This is a genomic window from Delftia sp. RIT313, assembly GCF_000632165.1.
Classification (GTDB): Bacteria; Pseudomonadota; Gammaproteobacteria; order Burkholderiales; family Burkholderiaceae_C; genus Comamonas; species Comamonas acidovorans.
The window spans coordinates 1-25,435 of sequence record NZ_JFYT01000086.1; the positions used below are offsets into that span (position 1 = coordinate 1).

Consider the following 25,435-nt stretch of genomic DNA (forward strand, 5'->3'; position numbering starts at 1 on the left):
CCGGGGCACGCTGGACATCGCCATCGGCTTTCTGCCGGGTGGCACGCGGACCCGGCAGACCGTGCTGCTGTCCGACCATTACGGCGTGCTGCTGCGCAGCGGCCACCCCGCGCTGGCGCACGTGCCCGAAGACGCGCCATTGGCTCTGGCCACGCTGCGCCAGCTGGATTTCGCGGCGGTGCGCTCGCATTCGGAGACGCTGCGCATCCTGCAGGCGCTGCGGCTCGATGAGCGCATCCGCCTGTCGGCCGCACACTTCATGGCCGTGCCCTCCATCGTGGGCAAGACCGACCTGGCGGTGATCATGCCGGCCGAGATCGCGGCCGGCTTTGTCGAACGCGGTGGCTATGCGGTGCGCGATGCCGACCTGCCCGATCACCGCTTTGACGTGTCGCTGCACTGGAGCTGGCGCTTCGAGCAGGAACCGGCCAAGCGCTGGCTGCGCGAACTGGTCTGCGAGCTGTTCCAGCAGCCCCGGCACCGCGAGGCCGCCGCGCCCTGAAGGGCCGGCCGTCACGGCCATGACTTGCGGGCTGCCAACACTGGGGAGCCGGGCCTGCCGACTCAGTTTCGTCTAAGAAACCGGCGCCAGACTGGTCCCTGCGCCGACAAGGGCACGCGGCCGGCCCCGCCGAAGATGGGCACCGGCCTGTTTCATCCACTCTCCAGGAAAGACTCACCATGCAACTCAAGGACAAGGTCGCCTTCATCACCGGCTCGGCCAGCGGCATCGGCAAGGAGATCGCCACGCTGTTCGCCAGCGAAGGCGCGCGCATCGTCATTGCCGACCTCAACAAGGAGGCAGCCGATGCCACGGCGGCCGAGCTGCGCGCCACGGGAGCCCAGGCCATGGGCGTGGCCGTGGACGTGACCGACGAGGCCCAGGTCAACGCCTCGGTCGAGGAGGCCGCCCGGGCCTTCGGCGGCATCGACATCCTGGTCAGCAATGCCGGGATACAGATCGTGCATCCGGTGGAGGAATTCAGCTTTGCCGACTGGAAGAAGATGCTGGCCATCCACCTGGACGGCGCCTTCCTCACCACGCGCGCCTGCCTCAAGCACATGTATGCGCAGGGCCGCGGCGGCAGCGTGATCTACATGGGATCGGTGCACTCCAAGGAGGCCTCGCTGCTCAAGGCGCCCTATGTCACGGCCAAGCACGGCCTGATCGGGCTGGCCAAGACCGTGGCCAAGGAAGGCGCCAAGCACGGCGTGCGCGCCAATGTGATCTGCCCGGGCTTCGTGCGCACGCCGCTGGTGGACAAGCAGATTCCCGAGCAGGCCCGCACGCTGGGCATCAGCGAGGACGAGGTCATCAAGAACGTGATGCTCAAGGAAACCGTGGATGGCGAGTTCACCACCACCGAGGACGTGGCCCGCGTGGCCCTGCTGTTCGCGGGCTTTCCCAGCAATGCGCTGACCGGCCAGTCGCTGGTGGTCAGCCACGGCTGGTTCATGCAGTAAGTCGCCAGTCGGCCACCCAATCGGCCCTCAATCGGCCTTCAGGCCCAGCGCACGCGTCACGGCCGCATAGCGGTCGATGTCGGCCGCGATCAGCGCCTGGAATTGACCCGGTGTCTGCCGCGCCAGGGTGTAGCCCTGGTCGCGCAAGCCAGCGCTGACGGCGGGATCGGCCAGCGCTTGCTCCAGCGTGTCATGCAATGCCTGCACCGTGGCCCGGGGCGTGGCGGCAGGTGCCAGAAGGCCATGCCACTGCTCCACCGCAAAGCCCGGCAGGCCGCGCTCGGCCACCGTGGGAACGCCGGCCAGCTGCGGCAGTCGCTGCGGCGCCGTGACGGCCAGGGCGCGCACGCGGCCTGCAGCGATCATGGCCGCAGCACTGCTGGCCGTGACCATGCCCGCCGCCACCTGGCCTGCCGCCACGGCCGTGATGGCCGGGCCGCAGCCCTTGTAGGGCACATGCTGCACAAAGCGCTTCGCCTCCCGGGCCAGCATCTCGCCGGCCAGGTGCTGGGGCGTGCCGTTGCCGCAGGAGGCGAACAGCAGCGGCCGTTCCTGGCGCGCCTGGGCCAGCGCATCCTCCAGCGTCTGCAGCGCGCTGTCCGCAGGCACGACCAGCACCGAGGCGATGGAGCCGGCGTTGAACACCGCCGTGAAGTCCTTGCGCGGGTCGAAATCCAGGCGTTCGTAGACACCGGGGTTGATGGCGAACGAGCTGTTGGCCATCAGCAAGGTGCTGCCGTCCGCCGCGGCCTGGGCCACGGCATGGGCGCCGATGTTGCCGCTGGCGCCGGGCCGGTTCTCCACCACCACGGGCTGGCCCAGGCGCTGCTGCAGCTGCTCGCCCAGGCGCCGCGCCAGCAGGTCCGTGCCGCCGCCCGGCGGAAAGGTCACGACGATGGTGATGGGCCGCTCCAGGCGCGTGCCGGCCTTGCCCGGCGCCGCCAGCCAAAGCCCCGATGCGCCCGCCAGCAGCGCGCAGGCCGCTAGCGTCCAGAGTCTCCGTCGCTTCAAGGTACGCCCTTCAAAAAACATGGCAACTGCTCCACTGGGCTAGGTGCAAAAAACCCGCGCAGCCCAACTCAGGGACACCGAGCAAGGGCCGCCCCGCAGCCAGGGTGTCGTTCCCCTCCCGCGCAGCGAGAGAGGGGGAAGCCGCGCAGCGGCTCAGGGGGTGCCTCATTTCAGGTGTCAAGGCCGATGTCGAGAACCCGGGCGCTGTGCGTGATCCAGCCCACGGCGATCTGGTCCACGCCGGTCTCGGCCACGGCGCGCGCCGTCTCGGGCGTGATGCGGCCCGAGGCTTCGGTCACCGCGCGCCCGCGCGCCATGGAGACGGCCGTGCGCAACGTGTCCAGGTCCATGTTGTCCAGCAGCACCACTTCCACGCCCAGGGACAGCGCCACCTCCAGCTGCTCCAGCGTGTCCACCTCCAGCTGGATCTGCACCATGTGGCCCACGCCCGCGCGCGCCCGGGCCAGGGCCTCGGCCACGCCGCCGGCCAGCGCGATGTGGTTGTCCTTGATCAGCACGGCATCGTCCAGGCCGAAACGGTGGTTGCTGCCGCCGCCCACGCGCACCGCGTACTTCTGCAGCGCGCGCAGGCCCGGCATGGTCTTGCGCGTGCAGGTCACGCGTGCGCCCGTGTCGGCGATGGCCCGCGCGATCGATGCCGTGGCCGTGGCCACGCCGCTCAGGTGGCACAGGTAGTTGAGCGCCACGCGCTCGGCCGTGAGGATGGCGCGCGCGCTGCCGTGGATGCGCGCGATCTCCTGGCCGGGCGCCAGTTCGCTGCCATCGCGCAGCACCGGCTCGAAGCGCGACTGCGCATCCAGCGCACGGAACGCCAGCCGCGCCATGTCCAGCCCGGCCAGCACGCCCTCCTGGCGCGCCACCAGGCGCAGTTCGGCCTGTGCGTCCGCAGGGACGATGGCATCCGTGGTCAGGTCGCCCGCGCGGCCCAGGTCCTCCAGCAGGGCCGAGCGCACCAGCGGCTCCAGCATCAGGTCGGGCAGCGGCGGTACCGGCAGGCGGGCACTGAGGGCATTGGCAATATTAATGCTCATTTTGAGTATATGTAGGTCAAAAAAATGTGGCGCGCGGCCTTGCGGGCTTGAGCGAGGAACTTATGCTAGATACGAGCATAAGTGCTGTCAAGCCATTGTCACAATCGGGCAAGTGCCGTGCAGTTCAGGGGGAACCGTCGATACCCTTGGCCAGGGGCAGCTTGCTGCCGGAGATGGCGCGCTCCAGCAGCACATCGCTGCGAAAGCGGAACAGCTTGGCCGGCCGGCCCGCCGAACCCACCGTGAGCTGGCCGGTCTCCTCGACCAGATCCTGCTGTTCGATCAGGCGGCGGAAGTTCTGCTTGTGCAGCCCGCGCCCGGCCAGGGCCTCCACCGTCTGCTGCAGCTGCAGCAGCGTGAACTCGGGCGGCATCAGCTCGAACACCACGGGCCGGTACTTGATCTTGGCGCGCAGCCGCGCCATGCCCGTGGCCAGGATGCGGCGATGGTCGTGGTGCATGGCCTCGCCGGGCAGCATGGCGGCCGCGCCATGGACGCGGTGAGCCGCCTCCTGCACCAGTCCGGCCTCGTACAGCAGCTCGTAGCGCTGCAGCACCATGTCCTCGTTCCAGGGCCCGCCGTCCAGGCCGAAGGCGATGTCCGCGCGCTGGCGCCGCAGCGCACGCTGGGCGCCGCGCGCCTCGGCCATCCAGGCATGCAGGCGCGGAGCAATGTGGGAGCGCAGCAGGGCCGGCTCGCCGCTGCGCCAGTCTTCCCAGGGAAAGTAGCGGTACCAGTCCTGCCAGACGGCCTGCCCCGCGCTGCGGTCGGCAGACTCGCGCGTCAGCCCCAGGTAGCTGACCGAGATCACGCGCGCCCCGCTGGCATCGGTGCGATCGCCATCGGCAAAGGTGTAGAGCTGCTCCATGTAGCCCAGCGGGTGATGGGTCTGCTCCTCCACCCAGGCGCGCAGGCCGGCCTGCAGCGAACGGTGCCCCACCTCGAACGGCCCCGCCGGCAGCAACTGCCCGTCCGCCGTGGTCAGCACGCGCGGCGTGCCCTGGGTCACGGCCGCCAGCACGGCGACGAGTTCGGCATGGATGGGAGAGGCTGCGGGACTGGTGGGGTGGGGCACGAAGGTGAGGGAGGTCGGTTGGCGGGATGGGTGATTATGGTGGGTTGCAGGGGCCGGGTTGCCCGCGTTCACGCAGGGCGGCCCAAGCTTCCGATGTACTGGTCCACCATGGCCTTGGCCTGTCCCAGGCTGCAGCCATGCTCGCTCTGGCAGACCCTGATGGCCGCCATCTTCTGCAGGGGATCGGCGGCAAGGGTGCGCCAGTCGATCTTTGCGGGCTCTGGCGCAGGGCCGTGCCGCGCGTCTCCCTCCTCCACCGAACGCACTTCCCAGCGCGCCACGACGGGAAAGGAAAGGTCCACGGCAGGCAGCCGGCCCAGTTCGGCCGCCAATTCATCCTGTGAAATCAATGAAGCCACCTGGCGAACACGCGCCCGGGGCCCATCGCGCCAAGGCCTGATCTCCAAGGGGCGCCGGCAGAAATCCTGCAGATAGTCACCCAACTCCTGCGTCATGAAGCGCGCGGCCTGCTCGACATCGGCCCGCAACAGTTGCAAAGCCTCCGACTGCGAGAAGTCATCCAGCTGATCGCTCAGGTCCGCAAAGGCCTGCAGAAATCCCGCGCAGACAAAGTCATCGAAGCAGGCGTGCGAAACACTGCTGGCCTCGTCATCGTGCAACACCAGCGCCACGCCCACGCCATGCGTGTCCAGCGGCGTCAGGCACCAGGCATCGCCGGCGCCCGACTGGGCGAATGGCAAAAAGCTCCGGCCGTTCTGTGCGCCAGGATGAAGCCAGCCCTCGATGATTTCCCGGCTGGCTTCGGCGTCTATCCATTCGAAGTCCTGCCAACTCATGAACAAGGGCGGGTCCTGCAGGCAGCGCTGGCGCCAGGTGGCGGCCCAATCCGGACCGTAGACGGTCTTTCCCGATGCCAGGAGGTCGCTCAACAGCGGCGGAAGCGCAATGCCGGTCTGGATGGAGAGGTCGGCGTAGGTGGTCATTGGATTCATCCCACGTCCATATGCAGCCGATGCCGGCCGCAATGCACGCACTGGAAAAGGCAGCCGGAAATCATGCCGTCCGTGGACATGCGCTCCAGCATCCACTGCGCATCGTTCCTGTAGCTGCCTTCGATGTCGGGCAGGACTTCAGCAAGGAAAGGCTCGACGGCCTGCCTGTCGGCGTGACCCAGGAAGACACAGGGTGCATTGCAGTGCGTGAGCCACACGGGCTGCTGCCAGGCCCTGTAGCCGGGCGTGCGCTGAGCTATTTCCAGCAGCAGTTCCCTGGCGATGGTGGGATCGGGGTCTGCCGGATCAGGCGACACGCCTTCGATATCGGTGTATCCCACAAGTTCGCCGTCGTATGTCTCGCAAGCCTGCCCGCTGGCAATGCACCAGGGACACAGGTAGTCGGGGCTTTGCTGGCTGTAGAACGGGCCCTCGTACTTGAGGCTGCGGTTTTGTCCGCAGCAGGAGCACACACCCTCTTCCTGCTCGAAGACGGTTTCATAGGCACCGGGATGGAATCTGAAATGCGGGCGTTCCATTGCACGGACTCTCTTTCCCGATTGATTGGAAAGGTGCCATTGTCCATGGCAGCTCAGCGCGTGGGAATGAACGTTTCTGGCAAGAAAAAACCGCGCAAAGCGCGGTTTTTCCGAGAAGCGCGGGAGCTGCTCTAGCAGCCCCGCTGCAGCATGTGCCGCCTCAGACGTTGAACAGGAAGTTCATCACGTCGCCATCCTTGACGACATATTCCTTGCCTTCGGCGCGCATCTTGCCCGCGTCCTTGGCGCCTTGCTCGCCCTTGAAGGCGATGAAGTCGTCGAAGGCGATGGTCTGGGCACGGATGAAGCCGCGCTCGAAGTCGCCGTGGATGACGCCTGCGGCCTGGGGGGCGGTGTCGCCGACCTTGATGGTCCAGGCGCGCACTTCCTTGACGCCGGCCGTGAAGTAGGTCTGCAGGCCCAGCAGGCCGAAGCCGGCGCGGATCAGGCGGTTCAGGCCAGGTTCTTCCAGGCCCAGTTCCTGCAGGAACATGTCGCGGTCCTCGTCGCTCATCTCGGCCATTTCAGCCTCGATCTTGGCGCAGATGGCCACGACGGGAGCGCCTTGTGCCTCGGCATAGGCCTTGAGGCTGTCGAGCAGCGGGTTGTTCTCGAAGCCGTCTTCGCTGACGTTGCCCACGAACATGGCGGGCTTGGCGGTGATCAGGCAGAACTGCTTGAGCAGGGGCGCGTCTTCCTTGGAGACGGGCACCGTGCGTGCGGGCTTGCCCTGGTCCAGGGCAGCCTGGATGGGGGTCAGCAGCGCCACCACCTTGGCGGCTTCCTTGTCGTTGCCCGACTTGGCGGCCTTGCTGTAGCGGTTCAGCGCCTTCTCGACGGTGGCCAGGTCGGCCAGGCACAGCTCGGTCTGGATGACCTCGATGTCGGCGATGGGGTCCACCTTGTTGGCCACGTGGATGACGTTCGGGTCTTCGAAGCAGCGCACCACGTTGACGATGGCGTCGGTCTCGCGGATGTGGGCCAGGAACTGGTTGCCCAGGCCTTCACCCTTGGAGGCGCCGGCCACCAGGCCCGCGATGTCCACGAATTCGACGATGGCCGGGACGATGCGCTCGGGCGTGATGATGTCGGCCAGCTTCTGCAGGCGCGGATCGGGCACTTCCACCACGCCGGTGTTCGGCTCGATGGTGCAGAAGGGATAGTTCTCGGCGGCGATGCCGGCCTTCGTCAGCGCGTTGAAGAGAGTGGACTTGCCCACATTGGGCAGGCCCACGATGCCGCATTTGAGGCTCATGGCAGGGCTTTCTACAGGGATTCTGGGGACAAACCCCGTATTTTAGTCAACCGGGCATTTCCTGTCGTTTCAGGCGAACTGCCAGTCGCCGGCCACGGACTGGCCAACGACCAGTTCGGCCCCGTCGTGCAGGCCTTCCAGCACGGCATTCATGCCGAAGGTGATGGCGCCATCGACACGGTCGTCCTGGCGGTAGGTACGGATGGCATCACCCACGGCGGTGCCCTGCACGGCCGTGACGGGGTCGATGTCGGGAATGGGGCAGCGTGTGCAGGGCTTGGCCATGCGCAGCCGCAGGCCCTGGGCATCGAGCACGTCGAACCCGTCGACCCGGTCCTCGTCATGGGCCTCCAGGCCTTCGATCACGATATTGGGGCGAAAGCGCCGTGCGTCCACCGCGGCGTGGCCGGCTGCCTGCAGGCGCTGGTTGAGTTCATCCACGGCCGCCTGGCTCAGTACCAGCAGCGGATAGCCGTCCGCGAAGTGCACGGGCGCTGCCTCGCCCCCGGTCCAGCGCTCGCTGGTGCGGCGCGGCGCCGCCGGGTCGAAGCGCACCAGGGCGCAATCCGCGCCCAGGGCCTGGGTCAGCCAGCGCGCTGCCTCCGGCCCCATGTCCCAGGCCTGCACCCAGTCCGACCAGACGCGCGCCCGACGCTCCGGCCCCGTGGCCTGCAGCGCGATGCGCAGCGGCGGCTGCTGGGGAAAGTGCAGCACCAGGTGCCCGGCCTCCAGCTCGGGGCGTATCCAGGCCATGCGCGAATGGTCGCGCTGGGTCAGGAATTCGCCCTGCGCATCGACCACCATCCAGTGGCGGTCCCAGGCCAGGCCGGTGGCGCCGACGCCGCTGCTTTGCAGCGCGATGCCCGCGCAGGATTTGACGGGATATACCCACAACTGGGCAATGCGGCCCTGCACGTCTCTTTCTTGGTCAAACATCGGATAGCTCTTTTTGGGAAATCTGGAGTGTGTATGCCATCCATGGTGCGAATGGCGCCATGCGATGGGCGGCAATATGCCAGATGGCGGCACAGGCTGCGGCAGATCACGCCAAAGCCGGAGTTTGCGCCAGTTGGAATCCCCGGCATGGCCCGGACTCCTACAATGCCGGCCATGGCGCAAACCTTTGATGTATGTATACGCGGGGCCGGCATTGCAGGCCGGACCCTGGCTCTCCTGCTGGCCCGGGAACGGCTGCGCGTGGCCCTGGTGGTGGCCGCGCCGACCGGCAACGCGCCCGATGTGCGCGCCTACGCGCTCAATGCCAGCGCACGCGGCCTGCTGGACAGCCTGCGTTGCTGGCCCGATGACCAGCACGCCACGCCCGTGACGCAAATGGAGGTCTTTGGCGACCTGGACGGCCATGTGCTGTTCGACGCCGCCAGCCAGGATGTCGAGGCCCTGACCTGGATCGTCGATGTGCCCGCGCTGGAGCAGCGCCTGGCCGAGGCCGTGCGCTACCAGCCCATGGTCGAGGTGGTGGAGCAGCCCGTGGCGGCGCCGCTGACGGCCATCTGCGAGGGCCGCGCCAGCCGCACGCGCAGCGAGTTCGGCGTGGACTTCGCCGTCACGCCCTATGCACAGCACGCCATCGCCACCCGGCTGCACTGCGAGCTGCCGCACGGACAGGTGGCGCGACAGTGGTTCACGCCCGAAGGCATCCTGGCCCTGCTGCCACTGGACGGCCCGCAAGGCCACAGCGTGGCCGTGGTCTGGTCCATCGCCCGCGAGCTGGCCGACGGCTGGCTGGCCGCCGACACACAGGACTTCACCGCGCGGCTGGAAGCCATCAGCCAGGGCGCGCTGGGGCGGCTGGAGCTGAGCGCACCGCGCATGGCCTGGCCGCTGCAGCAGGCCGTGGCCGACCACTGGTGCGGCTCCATGCCCGACGGCGATGCACGCTCGGCCCGCAGCTGGGTGCTGGTGGGCGATGCCGCCCACAACGTGCATCCGCTGGCAGGCCAGGGCCTGAACCTGGGCCTGGGCGATGTGCAGGCGCTGGCACGCGTGCTGCAGGAGCGCGGCTACTGGCGCAGCACCGGCGATCTGCGCCTGCTGCGCCGCTATGAACGCGAGCGCAAGGCCGCGCTGGCGCCCATGGGCCTGGCCATGGACGGGCTGCAGCAGCTGTTCAGCCGCTCCGAGGTTCCGGTGCAGATGCTGCGCAACTGGGGCATGAAGGGCTTCGAGCGCTTCGGCCCGCTCAAGGACTGGATGGCGCGCCAGGCCATGGGCCTGGACCCGCGCAGCGGCGCCTGAGCCTGGAGCCAAGCCGATCCCGTGCCGTTGAACCCTTTGCCGTTTTGCGACTCGTACCCCTGCTCCGTGGCGCCCCGCGCCGCGCAATCCCCCTCAACCACGGCGCGGCCGGCCTGAACGCGGCCCCGCCCACCCACCGCATTGCCATGAAACTCTTCGCCTGCCTGCTGACGGCCGCCAGCCTGACCTGGAGCCTCGGTGTCCATGCCCAGGACGCCAACCTGCGCAAGACGCTGACCGAGCGCATTCCCCAGCTGGAAAAGATCGACGAAATCCGCCCCACGCCCATGTCCGGCCTCTTCGAGGTGCGCATCGGCACGGACCTGTTCTATACGGACGCCAAGGGCAACTACCTGATCCAGGGCGAGCTGATCGACACCAAGGCGCGCCGCAATCTCACCGAAGACCGCATGAACCAGCTGACGGCGGTGGACTTCAAGCAGCTGCCGCTCAAGGACGCCGTGACCATCGTCCACGGCAAGGGCGAGCGCAAGATGGCCGTGTTCGAAGACCCCAACTGCGGCTACTGCAAGCGCTTCGAGCGCGACCTGCAGACCGTGGACAACGTCACCATCTACCTGTTCCTGTACCCCATCCTGAGCCCCGACTCGGCCGAGAAGTCGCGCAACATCTGGTGCGCCAAGGACCAGGCCGGTGCATGGGCTGACCACATGCTGCGCGACAAGGTGCCGGCCGCCGCCCAGTGCGACACCTCGGCCGTGCAGCGCAACCTGGCCTTTGGCCGCAAGTACAAGATCACGGGAACGCCCACCGTCATCTTCACCAACAACACCCGCGTGCCTGGCGCCATCAGCGCCCAGGAAGTCGAGAAGAACCTGGCCGCAGCCGCAGCCGCGCGCTGACCGCCACCGGGCGGGCCCGGCGCCATGGACGCCGGGCCCGCCCACCTGATCCCCCTCGGCCGGAGCTTCCCGGCTCCAGCCCGCCGCAGCGGGCCCGGGCAGCCTCCAGGCCACACCTGCAGGAGCCCGAATGACCTCTCCCCTCGCCGCCACCGCCACTGCCGCAGCGGACATCCACTACCGCGTGCAGGCCCTTGATGTGGACGCGCACCTGTTCAGCGTGCAACTGCACATCGCCCGCCCGGCCGCTGGACAGACCCTGTCGCTGCCGGTCTGGATTCCCGGCAGCTATCTGGTGCGGGAATTCTCCAAGAACCTCCAGGGCCTGTCTGCCGAGCAGGACGGCCGCCCCATCGCGCTGGCCCAGCAGGGCAAGAACCTCTGGCAGGCCGATTGCGCAGCCGGCGTGCCGCTGGTGCTCCACTACCAGTTCTGCGCCTATGACAGCTCCGTGCGCACGGCCTGGCTGGACCGACGCCGCGGCTTTTTCAACGGCACCAGCCTGTGCCTGCGCGTGCACGGCCAGGAAGACACGCCGCACACGCTGCAGCTGCTTGCGTCGGACGCCACGGCATCGTGGCAGGTGGCGACCGGCCTGGACGCCGTGGACACCGATGCGCGCGGCTGGGGCCTGTACCGCGCCGCCCACTACGACGAATTGGTGGACTGCCCCGTGGAGATGGGCAGCTTCTGGCGTGGCGACTTCGTGGCCGCGGGCGTGCCGCACAGCTTCGTCGTCGCAGGCGCCGCGCCCAGCTTCGACGGCGCGCGCCTGATTGCCGATGCACGCAAGATCTGCGAGACCGTGCTGGCCTTCTGGCACGGTACGGGCGAGCAGGCCACGCCCGCACCCATGCAGCGCTACGTGTTCATGCTCAACGTGGTCGATGACGGCTATGGGGGCCTGGAGCACCGCAATTCCACGGCCCTGATCTGCGGCCGGCGCGACCTGCCGCGCGTGGGCGAGCGCAAGGCCGCCGAGGGCTACACCACCTTGCTGGGCCTGATCAGCCACGAGTACTTCCACACCTGGAACGTCAAGCGCCTGCGCCCGGCCGAATTCGCGCGCTACGACTACGGGCAGGAGAACTACACCGAGCTGCTGTGGTTCTTCGAAGGCTTCACCAGCTACTACGACGACCTGCTGCTGCGCCGCGCCGGCCTGATCGACAACGCCCAGTACCTCAAGCTCGTCACGCGCACCATCAACCAGGTGCTGCAGACGCCGGGCCGACACCTGCAGTCCGTGGCCCAGGCCAGCTATGACGCCTGGGTCAAGTACTACCGCCAGGACGAGAACACGCCCAACCAGACCGTCAGCTACTACACCAAGGGCTGCCTGGTCGCACTGGCCCTGGACCTGCAACTGCGCCGCGAAGGCCGCAGCACGCTGGACGACGTGATGCGCGCGCTGTGGCAGCGCTGCCAGGGCGGCCCCATGCGCGAGGCCGACGTGCTGGCCGTGCTGCAGGACCTGGGCGGGCGCAGCTTCGCGCCCGAGATCACGCAATGGGTGCACGGCACGGACGACCTGCCGCTGGCCGAGCTGCTGGCCGCGCACGGCGTGCAGGCCAAGGCCGAGCCGGCGCAGACTGCCCAGCGCCTGGGCCTGCGCGTGCAGGAAAGCCAGGGCATCACCATCAAGACCGTGCTGCGCGGCAGCCTGGCCGAGCGCGCCGGCTTCATGGCGGGCGACGAATGGCTGGCCATCGAGCTGCCCACCGGCGCCGAGGATTCACAGCCCGCGCGCTGGCGCATCACCCGGCTGGACGACGTGGCGCTTTATGCAGGCACGGCCCTGGACATCGTCGCCTGGGTGGCCCGCGACCGGCAGATCCTGGCCTTGACCCTGCCCTGGGGCTCGGGCCTGCTGTCCGAGGCCGCCGCCATGGTGGAGAAAACGGACAACGGCGATGCAAAAGCTGCCACATCCGGCACCCTGGCGGCGCCCGCCCCCAGCAATCTCGGACTGGAAATCACGGACGAGGAGACCGCTGGACGCTGGCTGGCCGGGCACACGGGCAGCGCGCAGGCGCCTGCCACACCCTGAACGGCGCATGCCGTCCCGCGCCGCCGGCCGGTTATTCTTGAGGATCACGACGACAACCCCAGCAGGAGACTCCCTTGGCCTACGAAATGATTGAAGTTCGCGTCGAAGCCGACAAGGTCGGCATCATCACGCTCAACCGCCCCAAGCAGCTCAACGCGCTCAATGACCAGCTCATGGACGAGCTGGGCCAGGCCCTGCAGGCCTTCGATGCCGATGAGGCCATCGGCTGCATGATCATCACCGGCAGCGAGAAAGCCTTTGCGGCCGGCGCCGACATCGGCGCCATGGCCAAGTACAGCTTTGCCGATGCCTACAAGGGCGACTACATCACGCGCAACTGGGAAGCCATCCGCTCCATCCGCAAGCCCGTGATCGCCGCCGTCAGCGGCTTCGCACTGGGCGGCGGCTGCGAGCTGGCCATGATGTGCGACTTCATCATCGCCGCCGACAACGCGAAGTTCGGCCAGCCGGAAATCAAGCTGGGCGTGATCCCCGGCGCCGGCGGCACGCAGCGCCTGCCGCGCGCCGTGGGTAAGTCCAAGGCCATGGACATGGCCCTCACGGCCCGCATGATGGACGCTACCGAAGCCGAGCGTGCCGGCCTGGTCAGCCGCGTCGTGCCCTTCGACAAGCTCATGGACGAAGCGCTGGGCGCCGCCATCATCATCAGCGGCTTCTCGCAGATCGCCGTCATGGCTGCCAAGGAATCGGTGAACCGCGCCTTCGAGGGCTCGCTGGCCGACGGCGTCATGTTCGAGCGCCGCCTGTTCCACGCGCTGTTCGCCACGCAGGACCAGAAGGAAGGCATGGACGCCTTCGTCAACAAGCGTCCCGCCAGCTTCAAGCATCTCTGAGCGGGCTGAAAGTCGCGCTACAATGCGCGTCTTCCGGCAAGGCGCAGCAAGCCTCTCGCAAAGAAATTTCGAGAAATTTGCACAACTTGCCGGACGGGCCGAAAATTCTGCATATAATTTAGGTCTTACGGCGCTTTAGCTCAGTCGGTTAGAGCGATGGAATCATAATCCACAGGTCCGCGGTTCGAATCCGTGAAGCGCCACCAAACAAAGAAAAGGGTCTACGTGCAAACGTAGACCCTTTTTCCGTTGGTGCTGCACTCCGCCAGAGCGCGCCGTTTGCGGCGCCGCCTCCGGCTGCTAGCTGCCGCGCTCCAACGCAATCCAGTGGTTGTCCAGCGCCATGCCGGGAACCGGCACCGTGCGCAGCACCTGGCCGCGCTGGCGCAATTGGGCCTGGCGTGCGCCGCCCATCCACAGCGCGGGCTCGGCAGGCAGGGGCAGGCCCTTGGCATCCAGCGAGACACTTGCGTTGGCCACGCAGTACACGCCCGGCATGGCATCGCCACGCAGCCAGCGGCCACTGGCCTGGCCGCTGTCGGGCACCTGCCACCAGGTGACGGTGTTCACGCGCGGGCAGCTGACGGCAAAGAGCTGGCCGTCGCAACCGATATCGCCGCCATAGCCGGCCAGGGGCTCGCGCCCTTCGGGCAGGGGCACGGCATGCAAACGGTGGCCATCGAACAGGGCCAGCACGGGTGCGGCAGCGCGCGCTTCGGTGTCGCGGTGCTCGGCCTGCAGCGCAATGCCCAGCCAGCGGCGCGCGGGCGCGTGGGCGACCTGCGGGCCCCAGGCCAGGTGGCGCAGGCTCAGGCGGTTGTCGTCCAGCTTCCACAGGCCGGCACGGGCGCCGCCTTCGGCCGGCAGCAGCCGTGCGATGGACGAATCCATGTGGTCCAGCTGCAGCTTGCGCCGGCCGGTTTCGGACTGCGTGGGAATGCCGCCGTTGGCGACCATCAGCGTGCCGTCGGCGTCCAGCAGCAACTGGTGCGGGTCCATGCCGCCCGTGCGCCATTCGGCGATCTTCTCCAAGGTGATGGCATCGCGCACGCCGATTAGGCCCTGTGCATCTTCCAGGTCGGTCTCGGTGGTGTAGAGATGGCGGCCATCGGCGCTTTCGATGACATGGCCGTTGAAGAAGCGGTCGGGCTCGATCCACTGCCACTGCGCATCCTCGGCGGCCTGTCCTGGCTTCAGGCGCACCAGCCAGTCACCAGGGCGGCGGCTGGCAAAGACCACGGAGCCGTCGCGCAGCGCGGCCATGCCATGGGCGCGCGTGGGCACATCCAGGGCCTGCAGCACCTGCAGCGGCCTGTCCACCTGCGCACTGGCCTGCACGATGCCGACACGCATCTGCTCGCCCTGCATCCAGGCCGCAGCCAGCGACCGTGCCGGCCCGGACGGCCTGGCCGCATGGGAGGTTGCCAGCGGCATGGCAGCCAGCAGCCCCATGCCCTGCAGCCAGCGGCGGCGATTCAGCGCCTGCTCAATCCCCGTCGGCATCCGAGAACCCGATGTTGACTTCCAGCGCAGGCGCCACCTCGCCTTCCATGAGGCGCTTGAGGCGCGACAGCGGCTTGGTCGCGGCATCGACGGCCTTGGCGCTCGGCTCGGTCAGGGCGCGCATGCCGGCATCGGCCTCGTTGACGGCCTTGAGCCAGCGGTCGGCCAGCGGGTTGAGGCCACGGCCGCGCAGGTAGGACTCGATGGGCACGATGTCCACGCCGGGCTGGGGCACCTTGCGGTCCACGCTCACGGCCAGCGTGCGCAGGCTCTGCCAGTGCGCGCGCCAGATCTCAACGGTGCTGCCGCTGGCCAGGTGCTCCCAGGCGGGGGGCTTGCTGCCTGCACTGCGCAAAGGCTTTTCCATGTCCGCCCAGCGCAGGCGCTCCAGGCCGCCCACCCACTGGTTGATGAACTCGGCCATGGCTTCGGTGGTGGCATCGCCGTCCTCGGACCAATCCTGGGCCGCGAGCTTGGCAAAGCCGTTGCTGAGGATGCCCATCTCGGCGCCGATTTCCTCGGCCACCAGGGTGGCATAGGCGCAGGCCGGCGTCTGCGGCTCCACGGGCTGGGTCCACAGCAGGTTCTCGAGCGCCGGGTATCCCTTGGCGGGTGCGCCGATGCGCTCCATGGCAGCCAGATCAGCGGGGGCCGACTGTATGGCCTTCTTGAGCAGGGCCGGGCGCATGGGGCGGAAGTCCACCAGACGCGCCGAGCGGCGCTCCACCAGCGGCCCCAGGGCCACGGCCGAGAGGCTGCTCCACTGCCGCGACGATTGCACATAGGCCTGGCGCGCCGTCTGCAGCGTGGCGGCAGCCGATCCCGCAGGTGCCGTGCAGTGCGCGCGCAGCGCCTGGTTCAGCGCCTGGGCGGATGCCTGCGCGGCCTTGGCCTGGGGTGCGAACCATTGGCCGTACAGCCCCTGCACGGCGTGGGCCGTGTTGTAGAAGGGAATGGCCATGTTGGCATCCACTTCCTGGGCATGGACAGGGGCGGCGGCCAGCAGTGCCAGCGCGGCGGCACAAAGGATTTGGCGAGGGGTCATGCGCATGTCTTGCATCAGAGGGACTCCACAAATTTGACCAGGGCTTCACGGTCTTCGGCGCTGAACTGGCGCACCTGTTCGCGCGCGGCTTCGGCCTCGCCGCCGTGCCAGAGGATGGCTTCGAGCACGCCGCGCGCACGGCCGTCGTGCAGCAGGCGCTGGTGGTTGTTGACATCGGGCAGCAGGCCTATGCCCCACAGCGGCGGCGTGCGCCACTGGCGGCCGGAGGCCTTGAAGTCGGGCCGGCCATCGGCCAGCGCATCGCCCATGTCGTGCAGCAGCAAGTCGGTGTAGGGCGCAATGGTCTGGCCCGACAACCCCTTGCTGCTGAGTGCCGGCGACAGCGCGGGGAACAGCTCCCCGCCCGTCTTGTACGAGGGCCGGTGGCACTGCGCGCACTGGGCCTGGTGGAACAGTGCCTCGCCACGGCGCACGGCCGGGTCGCTGGCGTTGCGCCGTGCAGGCGGCGCCAGCGTGGCCTGGTAGAAGATCACGTCGTCCAGCACGCGGTCCTCGATCTCCACGCCCTCGGCGCCGTTGCCGTCGGGCGCGGCCAGGCAGTCCTTTTGTGCGGGCGTGCAGGTCTGGTGCGGGAAACGCTTTGATGTGATGCCGATATCGCCCAGGAAGGCCGAGGCCGTCTGGTGGGCAATGGAGGCCACGTTGGCCTTCCAGCCGAAGCGGCCCAGCATCATGCGTTCGCCGTAGGCATCCCAGACATAGTTGGGCTGGCCCTTGATGGGGCCGCCCAGGGCCGCCTGGGCGGCAGCGTTGGCCAGGATCTCGGACTCCGGGATGTGCTCCAGCAGGCCCAGGCCGATGACCTGGGGCGCAATGCGCGGGCTGGTCATCAGGTTGGAAGCCAGGGGGCCGTAGTTGAGCGCAGCCAGCTCGTAGACCGGCTTTTCCAGTGTGTAGGCCGTGCCGTCGGCAAAGCGGCCATGCACCTGTTCATAGCGGATGCGCAGCTGGCCCTCGCCCTTGACGCTCAGCACGCCCTCGGTGTTGAACTGGTCGCCATAGACCGGGTCCGGCACCGGGCTGCCGTGCGGGCCTTCGCCCGGAATGGACAGCCGCATGAGCAGGCCCGCGAAGGGCTGGGGCTTGAGCGGGTTGTGGAAGTCGGGCGGCTGGGCGCGGCCGTCCTGCACATGGCAGCCGCCGCAGGAGCGCGCCAGGAAGTGCGGGCCCAGGCCATCGCGCGCCGTGGTGGAGGCCGGGGCCTGCACCCAGTTGCGCTTGAAGAAGGAGTTGCCGATGACGAAGCGCGTGCGCTCTGCATCCTCCAGGTTGGCGGCGGGCAGCGAGAAGGCGTTGCGGCCCGTGGCGTGGACCGTGGTCTGGCCGCCCGGGGGCAGGGGCTCGCCGGGTGCCGCGAACAAAAGAGCTGGATCGGGAGCTGGATCGGGAGCAGGCTGCGGTGCTGGCGCGCGCGCTGGAGCGGCAGCCACCGTGTCCTGCTGTTGGGCCGAGCAGCCCATCAGGACCAGGGAGGCAGCGACCAGCAGCGAGGGGGAGAGATTCATGGGTGGGGACGTCCCTGGAAAAGCCAGGGCCGCCGAACCCTTTCGGGGGCGGCGGCCTTGGCACATGGGCGCAGGAATGGATGGACGCTGGCGTGGATGTTCTTTTAGTTGGCCTTGGGGTCCACCAGGTTGAGCTGGGTGATGCCGACGGCATTGGCCGCCTCCACCAGATCCTTGCTCTGCTGGACCAGGCTGTCGATGGTGGCCTGGATCTTGGCGCGCAAGGCCGAGTCGCGTGCGCCCTGGATGGCCTGGTCGAACGGCGCGGGAATGGCCTGGGCCGCCTGCACCGACTGCATGATCTGGCGCGTGGTCCTGTCGGCCAGCGCGCTGTCCTTGGAGGCCACCCAGTCCTTGATGCCCGGGCCTTGCAGCTCGCTGCCATCCAGGCGCTTGTAGCTGCCCTGCCAGACGTTGAGGATGCCCTGGGCATTGGTCACCGCATCGCGGTGCGTGTTGTCCGAGAAGCAGGAGTGCTCGTCTTCCTGGTCGCGGCTGGCCAGGGCCACCTCCAGGCGCTCGCCGGCCAGCTCGCCGCGCGACAGCGAACCCAGGCCCACGAAGATGCGGCGCAGCGCATCGTCGGGCTTTTTCTCGAACTGGGCGCGGAAGTTCTTGGGCGAGCCGGGCTTCCACTGGTCGGCCACGGATTGCAGGTCCTCGATCAGCAGCGCGGTCACCACTTTCAGGTACTCGCGGCGGCGGTCGGCATTGGACTTCTTGCCATCGACAAAGTCGGTGTACGGACGCGCGCCCGGCCCCTTGTCGTTCAGGTCCTGGCCCCAGAGCATGAACTCGATGGCGTGCCAGCCGGTGGAAACGTTCTCCTCGCCGTCATGCTCGTTGAGCTCGGCCAGGCGCTTCTTGGTGATGGCTTCCTTGCGGTTGTTGATGATGCCGGCATTGGGATTGCCTTCCACATAGTCCACATAGGACTCATCCATGGGCCAGGCGTTGATCTGGCCTTCGGGGCCTTCATCGTTGTCGATGGGACCGGCGTAGAAGCGGAAGGCCTCGGTCTGGCCGTAGTACTCCCGGGCATCCAGCCAAGCCTTGCGTGCCTGGTTCAGGCCCTGCTCGCTGGGCGCCGCCAGAAAGGCCGCAATGGCTTTCTGCATGGTCTTGGCGGAGCTGATGGAGTCCGAGTAATTGGCGTGCACCAGGGTGCCGTAATGCTTGACCACCTCCGCAACGGAGAGGCTCTTCTTCACGGGCTGTTGAACGGTGCCGGCGGCTGCGGCCTGGCTCATCGGGGCGGCCGCGCCCAGGGCCAGGGCGGCTGCAATCAGGATGGGATGCATGGCAGAAAGGATCGGAGGTTGGAGAACTCGGAATGCCAAACTGTAATGAGAATTGTTTTTATTGGCAAAACCTGCGAGATATCGCCGCACTGCACCGCAAGGTCATAGACGGACCCGGGCAGTAATGGGGCGCGCCAGCGGCGCAATGGCCGCAGCGGGCGCCAGCCTAGCACGAGCACCCTTGGCGCCCCGGCCAAAGACCCAGCGCCCTGGCATAAGCCCCGCAGCTTGCCTTGGCTGGCGACTTGCCTTACCATTGCGCCCGCTCGCATGGGCCGCCCTCTCCTCGCAGGGCCTGCCCACCGCCTCCAAGCCCTGATCGCCCGGCCGATTTCAGGGCTTTCGCTTTTTGCAGAAGCGGTCTTTTGGCGCTGCACCTTGCGCTCTGTCTTTGCGCGCAGCCCCTGCCATGCTCCGGCATGCCGGCCGCCCAGCTTGTTTTCCCACCAGGATTTCCCGTGCCCATCGCCACTCCAGGATGCCGCACACGCGCAGCGTGCCCGCACGCCGGCCCAGCCGGCGGCGCAGGCGTTTTGCGTGGTGCCGCACCCCAGCGAGAGCGCGCGCCGTCCTGGCTTTCAAGGATTTTCACGTGACCACCACTTCCTCCGGGGCGCTCGCAGCCAATGCTGCCGGCGCCAGCACAGACACGCATGTCGGCACACATGCCACCCAGGTCAATGGCTACAGCTGGAAGGCCCTGGCCGGCTCGGCCGTGGGCTATGCCATGGACGGCTTCGACCTGCTGATCCTGGGCTTCATGCTGTCGGCCATTTCGGCCGACCTGCACCTCACGCCGGGCCAGGCCGGCTCGCTGGTGACCTGGACGCTGATCGGTGCCGTGTTCGGCGGCATCTTCTTCGGCCTGCTCAGCGACCGCTACGGGCGCATCCGCGTGCTGACCTGGACCATCATGCTGTTCGCAGTCTTCACGGGCCTGTGCGCCTTCGCGCAGGGCTACTGGGACCTGCTGGCCTACCGCACGATTGCGGGCATCGGCCTGGGCGGCGAGTTCGGCATCGGCATGGCACTGGCCGCCGAGGCCTGGCCTGCCCGCCACCGCGCCCGCGTCTCGTCCTACGTGGCCCTGGGCTGGCAAATGGGCGTGCTGGGCGCGGCGCTGCTGACGCCGCTGCTGCTGCCCCTCATCGGCTGGCGCGGCATGTTCCTGGTGGGCGTGATACCGGCCGTGGTGGCCTGGGTGATCCGCAACAAGCTGCACGAGCCCGAGGTCTTCGTGAAGCGCCAGCAGTCCGCCACGCCCTCGGCCCGCGTGCCGGTGCTGCAAAGCCTGAAGCTGCTGGTGAAGGACCGCGCCACGACCAAGGTCAGCCTGGGCGTGATCGTGCTGACCTCGGTCCAGAACTTCGGCTACTACGGCATCATGATCTGGATGCCCAGCTTCCTGTCCAAGCAACTGGGCTTCAGCCTGACCAAGTCCTCGATATGGACTGCCGTGACCGTGGTGGGAATGATGGTCGGCATCTGGGTCTTCGGCCAGCTGGCCGACCGCATCGGCCGCAAGCCCAGCTTCCTGATCTTCCAGCTGGGCTCGGTCATCATGGTCGTGCTCTATTCGCAGCTGTCCGACCCCACGGCCATGCTCTGGGCGGGGGCCCTCATGGGCCTGTTCGTCAACGGCATGATGGGCGGCTACGGCGCCGTGATGAGCGAGGCCTACCCCACCGAGGCGCGCGCCACCGCGCAGAACGTGCTGTTCAACATCGGCCGCGCCGTGGGCGGACTGGGCCCGGTGGTGATCGGTGCGCTGGCCATGAGCTATTCGTTCCAGGTGGCGATCGCCCTGCTGGCGGCCATCTATGTGCTGGACATGCTGGCCACGGCCTTCCTGATCCCCGAACTCAAGGGACGCGAGCTGTCCTGAGCGGCTCAGATCCTCCGGCTCGGAACGATGCCCCACAATGCAAAGAGCTGCCGATGGCAGCTCTTTTTTTGTCCGGCAACCGGCGTGCCCAGGCTCAGCCGCCTTCGCTGCACTCCAGGTTTTCGATGCGGTCTGCCGCCTCTCGGATGTCTTCCTGGAACATCTGGTCTCCCAGCATCACGGAGACCTGGCCCTCAAAGCCGCGCAGCTTGACCAGCGCTGCCTCGTAGCCGCCGCTGCCCATGCGCTTGAGGCCGCACAGCGCATAGAGCTTGGCCACGGGAGATCGGCGCGGATCGTCGATCACCGACAGCAGGACAGCATTGGCCTCGGGCCGCCTGAGCATGGCCTCCAGGTGCCGCTCCGCAGGCGAGATCTCGCCCGCGAACCCGACCAGCCCCAGGTTGAACTGCGAGGCGTCCAGCGGCGCCGGGTCCAGCGGACGGGACATGGCCGGGGTGGACAGGAGCAGGCAGATCAGGGCGGCGGACAGGGTGGTCTTCATGGCAGGGGCAAGGCCGTGGATGGCCTGGTGAGGCAGTCGAAAAGGATCTTCGATGCAAAGCGTGGCAGCAGGTTCCCACACCACCGCTTTCACCGCCTTCATCCGCCAAACAGCCACCCTGCGGCCAGCGTGCCGGCATAAAACAGCAGCAGGGTCACAGGCACCAGATGCCAGCCCCAGACCCGGAACCACCAGTGATTGAACCAGGTCACCAGCGCACCGATGACGGCGCAGATGGCCAGCGCATCCAGCCGCTGCCGAAAACTGTCAGCAACACCTTCGGACGCGAAGAAGATGAACGCCGCGATGAAGGAACACAGCAGGGCGGTGTAGACCGCCACTTTTTCTTGCCTGCGCAATTTCAGGATGCTCATGGAGGGCCAGGGAGGTTTCGATGATTCGGTCGCCAGAAAAGCCCGCGCCGCCAGAGCGCGCAGGTTTCACAGCGGCGCAATTCTTCGTATACCGCCCTGAATGCGCCATCAGACCCGTCCGAATCTGCAGCCACTGCTGCGCATGCGCAACGCGCTGCTGCTCCTTCAACACTTCATCCGCCCACCCGCTCCATCCGCTCAATCAGCCACGGCCAGCACCACGGCGGACTCCGGCACCGTCAGCCAGACCTTGCGCCCTGCGCGCAAGGTCCAGGACTCGCCCTCGGCCGGCTCGGCCGCGTAACCCACGCCGCTACCGCCCCAGGGCAGTTGTGCCACCACTTCACGCGGCCCCGCCCTGTCGGCCCGGGCCACGCGCTGCACCTGGGCGGGCCAGGCATTGGCCTGGGCATGCACATCGGAGCGTGGCGCCGAAGGCAGCACCTGCACGACTGCGGCCTTGCACAGCGCCATCAGGGGCAGGCCCGGCGCCAGGCCCAGCAACTGGGCGCTTTCTTCGGTGATGCGTGCGGCAATGCCTGATGCATCCCCGCCGCCGTCGGGCAGCAGCCAGACGCGGACCTGGGCGCCCTGCGCCTGCAGGGCACCAACCCGGCAAGGCCACAGATTGCGCATGCTGGTGCGCAGGCCCAGCCCCAGCCCGGTAGCCGCCGAAGAAACGCCGGCGGGCCCGCCAAAGCGCTGCAGCACCTGCGCGCGCGCCTGCTCCAGCGCATCGGCCATGGCCAGCAGGGACTGCCCGGCCTCGGTGATGCGCGCGCCACCACCGCCGGCGCCGCCCACCGAGCGCTCCACCAGGGCACGGCCCGCCAGATTGGTCAGCACATCCAGCGCCTGCCAGGCCGCCTTGTAGCTGACACCCGCCTCGCGCGCGGCCTGGGAAATCGAATGCCCTGCCGCGATATGCCGCAGGATGGCGATGCGCCGGTCGGCCAGGTCATGGCCCAGCGCGGGCACCAGGTCTGAGGGAGAAGCGGGGGTTGCGGCTGTCATGCGCAGCATCATGCCCGCCAAGCGTTATTTCCCGCCAAGCAAAACGCCTGCACCCTGCATGCGCATTTTCAGGTCGTTACACTGCGCTATTCACCAACGGAATAGCGAGAGACCCATGAACGTGAACCAGCCCCTGCGTGCCACCGCCTTCGCCGCCCTTGCCCTGTTCGGCTGGGCCGCCGCGCAGGCCGCCGAAGTGTCGGTGGCCGTCGCCGCCAACTTCACGGCGCCCATGCAGAAGATCGCCGCCGAGTTCGAGAAGGACACCGGCCACAAGGCCCTGCTGTCCTTCGGCGCCACGGGCAAGTTCTATGCGCAGATCGTCAACGGCGCGCCCTTCCAGATCCTGCTGGCCGCCGACGACACCACGCCCGAGAAGATCGCCAAGGAAGGCCGCGGCCTGCCCGATTCGCGCTTCACCTACGCCATCGGCCAGCTGGTGCTATGGAGCCCCAAGGCCGGCTATGTGGACGACAACGGCGAGGTCCTCAAGACCGGCGACTACAAGCACATCGCCGTGGCCAATCCCAAGCTGGCGCCCTACGGCACGGCCGCCATGGAAGTGCTGAACAAGCTGGGCATCACGGCCCAGGTGCAGCCGCGCATCGTCATGGGCGAGAACATCGCCCAGACCTACCAGTTCGCGGCCACGGGCAATGCCCAGCTGGGCTTTGTGGCCCTGTCGCAGGTGATGGAAAACGGCAAGCTGCGCGAAGGCTCGGCCTGGCAGGTGCCCGGCTCCATGCACGAGCCCATCCGCCAGGACGCCATCGTGCTCAACAACGGCAAGGACAACGAAGCCGCCACCGAGCTGATGAAGTACCTGCGCGCCGACAAGGCCCGTGCCATCATCCGCTCCTACGGCTATAGCTTCTGACACCTGTTGAGGCGCGCTTGCGCGCCTTCCCTCTCTCCTGGGGAGGGGTCGGCCGGCACGGGCCCGTGCTCAGCGTCGCTGAGCCGGGCCGCGCCGGTTTCGTGCGTTGAATGAGATCCAACAGCGCTGCGAACCACTGAATTCTTCCCGCATGATTCTTACCGCCGACGACTACGCCGCCATACGGCTGACGCTGAAACTTGCCAGCGTGACCACGGTGCTGCTGCTGACGCTGTGCACGCCGCTGGCCTGGTGGCTGGCGCATACGCGCTCGCGCTGGCGCGGCCCGATTGGCGCCGTGGTGGCGCTGCCCCTGGTGCTTCCGCCCACGGTGATCGGTTTTTACCTGCTGGTGACCATGGGTCCCAACGGCCCCGTGGGGCAGCTGACGCAGGCGCTGGGGCTGAGCACCCTGCCCTTCACTTTTCCGGGCCTGGTCATCGGTTCGCTGGTCTATTCCATGCCGTTCACGGTCCAGCCATTGCAGCGTGCCTTCGAATCCCTGGGCACGCGGCCCATGGAGGCTGCGGCCAGCCTGGGCGCGGGGCCGCTGGACCGCTTCTTCACCGTGGCGCTGCCGCTGGCGCGCCCGGGTTTCATCACGGCGGCCGTGCTGACCTTTGCGCACACCGTGGGCGAGTTCGGCGTGGTGCTGATGCTGGGCGGCAATATTCCCGGCGTGACGCGCGTGGTCTCGGTACAGATCTACGACCATGTGGAGGCCATGGAGTACGCCCACGCCCACTGGCTGGCGGGCGGCATGGTGGTGTTCTCCTTCCTGGTTCTTCTGGCCCTGCACCTGTTGCAGCCGCGTGAGGAGCGCCGCGCATGATGACCGCTTTCTCTCCCTCCCTGATGTCCGGCGCCGCGCACTCCCATCCCTCCTCGGAAATCATCGCAAACCTGGCGCTGGAGCGCGCCGACTTCCGCCTTGACGTGCAGCTGCAGCTGCCCGGGCGCGGCGTCACCGCCCTGTTCGGCCCCTCGGGCTGCGGCAAGACCACCTGCCTGCGCGCCCTGGCAGGACTGGAGCGCGCGCGCGGCCGCGTCGCCGTCAACGGCGAGGTCTGGCAGGACGATGCGGCCAGCCAATGGCTGCCCACGCACCGCCGTGCGCTGGGCTATGTGTTCCAGGAAGCCAGCCTGTTCCCGCACCTGACCGTGCGGCGCAACATCGACTACGGCACGCGGCGCACGCCGGCCGCGCGGCGCAAGGTATCCCAGGACCAGGCCGTGTCACTGCTGGGCATAGGCCACCTGATGGACCGCATGCCCTCCACCCTGTCGGGCGGCGAGCGCCAGCGCGTGGCCATTGCGCGGGCGCTGGCCACCAGCCCGCGGGTGCTGCTGATGGACGAGCCCCTGGCCGCGCTGGACGCCCAGCGCAAGGCCGAGGTCCTGCCCTACCTGGACCAGCTGCGCCGCGAACTCGACATTCCCGTCCTCTACGTCAGCCACTCCATCGACGAGGTCGCTCGCCTGGCCCAGCACCTGGTGCTGCTAAAGGCCGGTGGCCTGGTCGCCGCCGGCGCCACCAGCGAGCTGCTGGCACGGCTGGACCTGCCCCTGAGCATGGGCGACACGGCAGCGGCCATGGTCAGCGCACAGGTCCAGCAGCACGATCCCGATGCACACCTGAGTACGCTGTGCTTCGATGGCGGGCGCCTGCGCCTTGTCATGGCCTCCCCGCGCCCCATCGGCGAAACCGTGCAGTTGCGCGTGCAGGCACGCGATGTGAGCCTGAGCCTGCAGCACCCGCAAGACAGCAGCATCCTCAACATCCTCCCGGCCACCGTGCAGGAGCTGCGCGAGGACGGCCCGGGCCAGGTCATGGTCTCGCTGCAGCTGGGCCCGTCCCGCCTGCTGGCACGCATCACCCTGCATTCCGCCCGGCAGCTGGGCATTGCGCCGGGCATGCATGTCTTCGCCCAGATCAAGGGCATGGCATTGCTGGACTGAGCACGCGCGGCGGCGCCGATATCATGCGGAAGCCGCCTGCGCGTGCTCAGTCCAGCAATGCCATGCCCTTGATC

General features: G+C 68.0%; 24 protein-coding genes and 1 tRNA gene. 11 read left to right on the plus strand and 14 right to left on the minus strand.

What is annotated here, in order from left to right:
• Both BW39_RS25030 and BW39_RS25035 read left to right on the plus strand, forming a co-directional pair.
• A partial coding sequence (locus BW39_RS25030; protein ID WP_043824859.1) for a LysR substrate-binding domain-containing protein occupies positions 1-502 on the plus strand: 502 nt, incomplete at its 5' end.
• A 179-nt stretch (positions 503-681) separates the two neighbouring features.
• Positions 682-1,464, plus strand: a complete 783-nt coding sequence (locus tag BW39_RS25035) for a 3-hydroxybutyrate dehydrogenase (protein ID WP_012203473.1) — start codon at positions 682-684, stop codon at positions 1,462-1,464.
• Positions 1,465-1,491: 27 nt separating this feature from the next.
• On the opposite strand, the gene BW39_RS25040 is transcribed toward BW39_RS25035, so the two are convergent.
• The 7 genes from BW39_RS25040 to BW39_RS25070 all read right to left on the minus strand — a co-directional run bounded on the left by BW39_RS25040 (position 1,492) and on the right by BW39_RS25070 (position 8,285).
• Positions 1,492-2,496, minus strand: coding sequence for a tripartite tricarboxylate transporter substrate-binding protein (locus BW39_RS25040; RefSeq protein WP_043824861.1), 1,005 nt, complete (start codon positions 2,494-2,496; stop codon positions 1,492-1,494).
• A gap of 149 nt (positions 2,497-2,645) precedes the next feature.
• Positions 2,646-3,527: a carboxylating nicotinate-nucleotide diphosphorylase gene (nadC, locus tag BW39_RS25045; protein WP_016447964.1), complete on the minus strand. Its 882-nt coding sequence runs from the start codon at positions 3,525-3,527 to the stop codon at positions 2,646-2,648.
• Positions 3,528-3,651: 124 nt separating this feature from the next.
• Positions 3,652-4,602, minus strand: coding sequence for an NUDIX hydrolase (locus BW39_RS25050; RefSeq protein WP_034390572.1), 951 nt, complete (start codon positions 4,600-4,602; stop codon positions 3,652-3,654).
• Between the two features lie 68 nt (positions 4,603-4,670).
• Positions 4,671-5,546 carry an SMI1/KNR4 family protein gene (locus BW39_RS25055; protein WP_043824862.1) on the minus strand — a complete coding sequence of 292 codons (876 nt, stop codon included), beginning with the start codon at positions 5,544-5,546 and terminating at the stop codon, positions 4,671-4,673.
• Positions 5,547-5,551: 5 nt separating this feature from the next.
• The gene (locus BW39_RS25060) at positions 5,552-6,094 is read right to left on the minus strand and encodes a CbrC family protein (RefSeq protein WP_043824864.1); all 543 of its coding nucleotides are present in this window, start codon (positions 6,092-6,094) and stop codon (positions 5,552-5,554) included.
• 160 nt (positions 6,095-6,254) lie between these two features.
• Positions 6,255-7,349, minus strand: coding sequence for a redox-regulated ATPase YchF (gene ychF / locus BW39_RS25065; protein WP_012203464.1), 1,095 nt, complete (start codon positions 7,347-7,349; stop codon positions 6,255-6,257).
• Positions 7,350-7,418: 69 nt separating this feature from the next.
• A complete protein-coding gene (locus BW39_RS25070) occupies positions 7,419-8,285 on the minus strand; it encodes an MOSC domain-containing protein (protein WP_043824866.1) in 867 nt (288 codons plus the stop codon).
• A 174-nt stretch (positions 8,286-8,459) separates the two neighbouring features.
• On the opposite strand from BW39_RS25070, the gene BW39_RS25075 reads away from it, so the two are divergent.
• The 5 genes from BW39_RS25075 (at position 8,460) to BW39_RS25095 (ending at position 13,578) form a co-directional block, all read left to right on the plus strand.
• On the plus strand, positions 8,460-9,605 hold the full coding sequence (locus tag BW39_RS25075) for an FAD-dependent monooxygenase (RefSeq protein WP_170962085.1): 1,146 nt from the start codon (positions 8,460-8,462) through the stop codon (positions 9,603-9,605).
• A 146-nt stretch (positions 9,606-9,751) separates the two neighbouring features.
• Positions 9,752-10,468 (plus strand): DsbC family protein, encoded by a 717-nt coding sequence (locus tag BW39_RS25080; RefSeq protein ID WP_034390564.1) that lies wholly within the window; start codon positions 9,752-9,754, stop codon positions 10,466-10,468.
• Positions 10,469-10,598: 130 nt separating this feature from the next.
• On the plus strand, positions 10,599-12,518 hold the full coding sequence (locus BW39_RS25085; protein WP_043824868.1) for a M61 family metallopeptidase: 1,920 nt from the start codon (positions 10,599-10,601) through the stop codon (positions 12,516-12,518).
• Between the two features lie 74 nt (positions 12,519-12,592).
• Positions 12,593-13,372, plus strand: a complete 780-nt coding sequence (locus BW39_RS25090; protein WP_012203459.1) for an enoyl-CoA hydratase — start codon at positions 12,593-12,595, stop codon at positions 13,370-13,372.
• A 129-nt stretch (positions 13,373-13,501) separates the two neighbouring features.
• Positions 13,502-13,578 (plus strand) — tRNA-Met (locus BW39_RS25095).
• Between the two features lie 94 nt (positions 13,579-13,672).
• On the opposite strand, the gene BW39_RS25100 is transcribed toward BW39_RS25095, so the two are convergent.
• From BW39_RS25100 to BW39_RS25115, 4 genes are all read right to left on the minus strand, one after another.
• Positions 13,673-14,875 (minus strand): DUF1513 domain-containing protein, encoded by a 1,203-nt coding sequence (locus tag BW39_RS25100; RefSeq protein ID WP_043824869.1) that lies wholly within the window; start codon positions 14,873-14,875, stop codon positions 13,673-13,675.
• On the minus strand, positions 14,859-15,935 hold the full coding sequence (locus tag BW39_RS25105) for an imelysin family protein (RefSeq protein ID WP_043824871.1): 1,077 nt from the start codon (positions 15,933-15,935) through the stop codon (positions 14,859-14,861). The genes BW39_RS25100 and BW39_RS25105 overlap by 17 nt, the downstream gene beginning before the upstream one ends.
• The gene (locus BW39_RS25110) at positions 15,935-17,446 is read right to left on the minus strand and encodes a di-heme oxidoreductase family protein (protein WP_043824872.1); all 1,512 of its coding nucleotides are present in this window, start codon (positions 17,444-17,446) and stop codon (positions 15,935-15,937) included. The genes BW39_RS25105 and BW39_RS25110 overlap by 1 nt, the downstream gene beginning before the upstream one ends.
• A 104-nt stretch (positions 17,447-17,550) precedes the next feature.
• A complete protein-coding gene (locus tag BW39_RS25115) occupies positions 17,551-18,747 on the minus strand; it encodes an imelysin family protein (RefSeq protein WP_043824874.1) in 1,197 nt (398 codons plus the stop codon).
• Positions 18,748-19,474: 727 nt separating this feature from the next.
• Between BW39_RS25115 and BW39_RS25120 the strand changes: the two genes are divergently transcribed.
• Positions 19,475-20,632, plus strand: coding sequence for an MFS transporter (locus tag BW39_RS25120; protein ID WP_224986381.1), 1,158 nt, complete (start codon positions 19,475-19,477; stop codon positions 20,630-20,632).
• A 94-nt stretch (positions 20,633-20,726) separates the two neighbouring features.
• Here the strand turns inward: BW39_RS25120 and BW39_RS25125 are convergent, their stop codons facing one another.
• From BW39_RS25125 to BW39_RS25135, 3 genes are all read right to left on the minus strand, one after another.
• Complete coding sequence (locus tag BW39_RS25125) at positions 20,727-21,137, minus strand: hypothetical protein (protein ID WP_043824879.1); 411 nt, start codon at positions 21,135-21,137, stop codon at positions 20,727-20,729.
• Between the two features lie 98 nt (positions 21,138-21,235).
• The gene (locus tag BW39_RS25130; RefSeq protein WP_012203452.1) at positions 21,236-21,511 is read right to left on the minus strand and encodes a hypothetical protein; all 276 of its coding nucleotides are present in this window, start codon (positions 21,509-21,511) and stop codon (positions 21,236-21,238) included.
• A gap of 198 nt (positions 21,512-21,709) precedes the next feature.
• Positions 21,710-22,537: a TOBE domain-containing protein gene (locus tag BW39_RS25135; protein WP_043824875.1), complete on the minus strand. Its 828-nt coding sequence runs from the start codon at positions 22,535-22,537 to the stop codon at positions 21,710-21,712.
• A gap of 103 nt (positions 22,538-22,640) precedes the next feature.
• Here BW39_RS25135 and modA point away from each other — a divergent pair, with 103 nt between their 5' ends.
• The 3 genes from modA to modC all read left to right on the plus strand — a co-directional run bounded on the left by modA (position 22,641) and on the right by modC (position 25,361).
• Positions 22,641-23,402 carry a molybdate ABC transporter substrate-binding protein gene (modA, locus tag BW39_RS25140; protein ID WP_043824876.1) on the plus strand — a complete coding sequence of 254 codons (762 nt, stop codon included), beginning with the start codon at positions 22,641-22,643 and terminating at the stop codon, positions 23,400-23,402.
• A gap of 151 nt (positions 23,403-23,553) precedes the next feature.
• Positions 23,554-24,234, plus strand: coding sequence for a molybdate ABC transporter permease subunit (modB, locus tag BW39_RS25145; protein ID WP_013804076.1), 681 nt, complete (start codon positions 23,554-23,556; stop codon positions 24,232-24,234).
• Complete coding sequence (modC, locus tag BW39_RS25150) at positions 24,231-25,361, plus strand: molybdenum ABC transporter ATP-binding protein (protein ID WP_043824877.1); 1,131 nt, start codon at positions 24,231-24,233, stop codon at positions 25,359-25,361. The genes modB and modC overlap by 4 nt, the downstream gene beginning before the upstream one ends.
• Positions 25,362-25,435: the final 74 nt, after the last annotated feature.

Excerpts from the sequence above, each read along its gene's own strand:
- BW39_RS25085 (WP_043824868.1), top strand. The coding sequence starts at position 10,599 with ATGACCTCTCCCCTCGCCGCCACCGCCACTGCCGCAGCGGACATCCAC.
- BW39_RS25070 (WP_043824866.1), bottom strand. The coding sequence starts at position 8,285 with ATGTTTGACCAAGAAAGAGACGTGCAGGGCCGCATTGCCCAGTTGTGG.
- BW39_RS25130 (WP_012203452.1), bottom strand. The coding sequence starts at position 21,511 with ATGAGCATCCTGAAATTGCGCAGGCAAGAAAAAGTGGCGGTCTACACC.
- BW39_RS25080 (WP_034390564.1), top strand. The coding sequence starts at position 9,752 with ATGAAACTCTTCGCCTGCCTGCTGACGGCCGCCAGCCTGACCTGGAGC.
- BW39_RS25035 (WP_012203473.1), top strand. The coding sequence starts at position 682 with ATGCAACTCAAGGACAAGGTCGCCTTCATCACCGGCTCGGCCAGCGGC.
- BW39_RS25075 (WP_170962085.1), top strand. The coding sequence starts at position 8,460 with ATGGCGCAAACCTTTGATGTATGTATACGCGGGGCCGGCATTGCAGGC.
- BW39_RS25055 (WP_043824862.1), bottom strand. The coding sequence starts at position 5,546 with ATGACCACCTACGCCGACCTCTCCATCCAGACCGGCATTGCGCTTCCG.
- BW39_RS25115 (WP_043824874.1), bottom strand. The coding sequence starts at position 18,747 with ATGCATCCCATCCTGATTGCAGCCGCCCTGGCCCTGGGCGCGGCCGCC.
- BW39_RS25060 (WP_043824864.1), bottom strand. The coding sequence starts at position 6,094 with ATGGAACGCCCGCATTTCAGATTCCATCCCGGTGCCTATGAAACCGTC.
- nadC (WP_016447964.1), bottom strand. The coding sequence starts at position 3,527 with ATGAGCATTAATATTGCCAATGCCCTCAGTGCCCGCCTGCCGGTACCG.
- BW39_RS25120 (WP_224986381.1), top strand. The coding sequence starts at position 19,475 with ATGGACGGCTTCGACCTGCTGATCCTGGGCTTCATGCTGTCGGCCATT.
- BW39_RS25105 (WP_043824871.1), bottom strand. The coding sequence starts at position 15,935 with ATGCAAGACATGCGCATGACCCCTCGCCAAATCCTTTGTGCCGCCGCG.
- BW39_RS25135 (WP_043824875.1), bottom strand. The coding sequence starts at position 22,537 with ATGATGCTGCGCATGACAGCCGCAACCCCCGCTTCTCCCTCAGACCTG.
- BW39_RS25100 (WP_043824869.1), bottom strand. The coding sequence starts at position 14,875 with ATGCCGACGGGGATTGAGCAGGCGCTGAATCGCCGCCGCTGGCTGCAG.
- BW39_RS25125 (WP_043824879.1), bottom strand. The coding sequence starts at position 21,137 with ATGAAGACCACCCTGTCCGCCGCCCTGATCTGCCTGCTCCTGTCCACC.
- modC (WP_043824877.1), top strand. The coding sequence starts at position 24,231 with ATGATGACCGCTTTCTCTCCCTCCCTGATGTCCGGCGCCGCGCACTCC.
- ychF (WP_012203464.1), bottom strand. The coding sequence starts at position 7,349 with ATGAGCCTCAAATGCGGCATCGTGGGCCTGCCCAATGTGGGCAAGTCC.
- modA (WP_043824876.1), top strand. The coding sequence starts at position 22,641 with ATGAACGTGAACCAGCCCCTGCGTGCCACCGCCTTCGCCGCCCTTGCC.
- BW39_RS25110 (WP_043824872.1), bottom strand. The coding sequence starts at position 17,446 with ATGAATCTCTCCCCCTCGCTGCTGGTCGCTGCCTCCCTGGTCCTGATG.
- BW39_RS25040 (WP_043824861.1), bottom strand. The coding sequence starts at position 2,496 with ATGTTTTTTGAAGGGCGTACCTTGAAGCGACGGAGACTCTGGACGCTA.
- modB (WP_013804076.1), top strand. The coding sequence starts at position 23,554 with ATGATTCTTACCGCCGACGACTACGCCGCCATACGGCTGACGCTGAAA.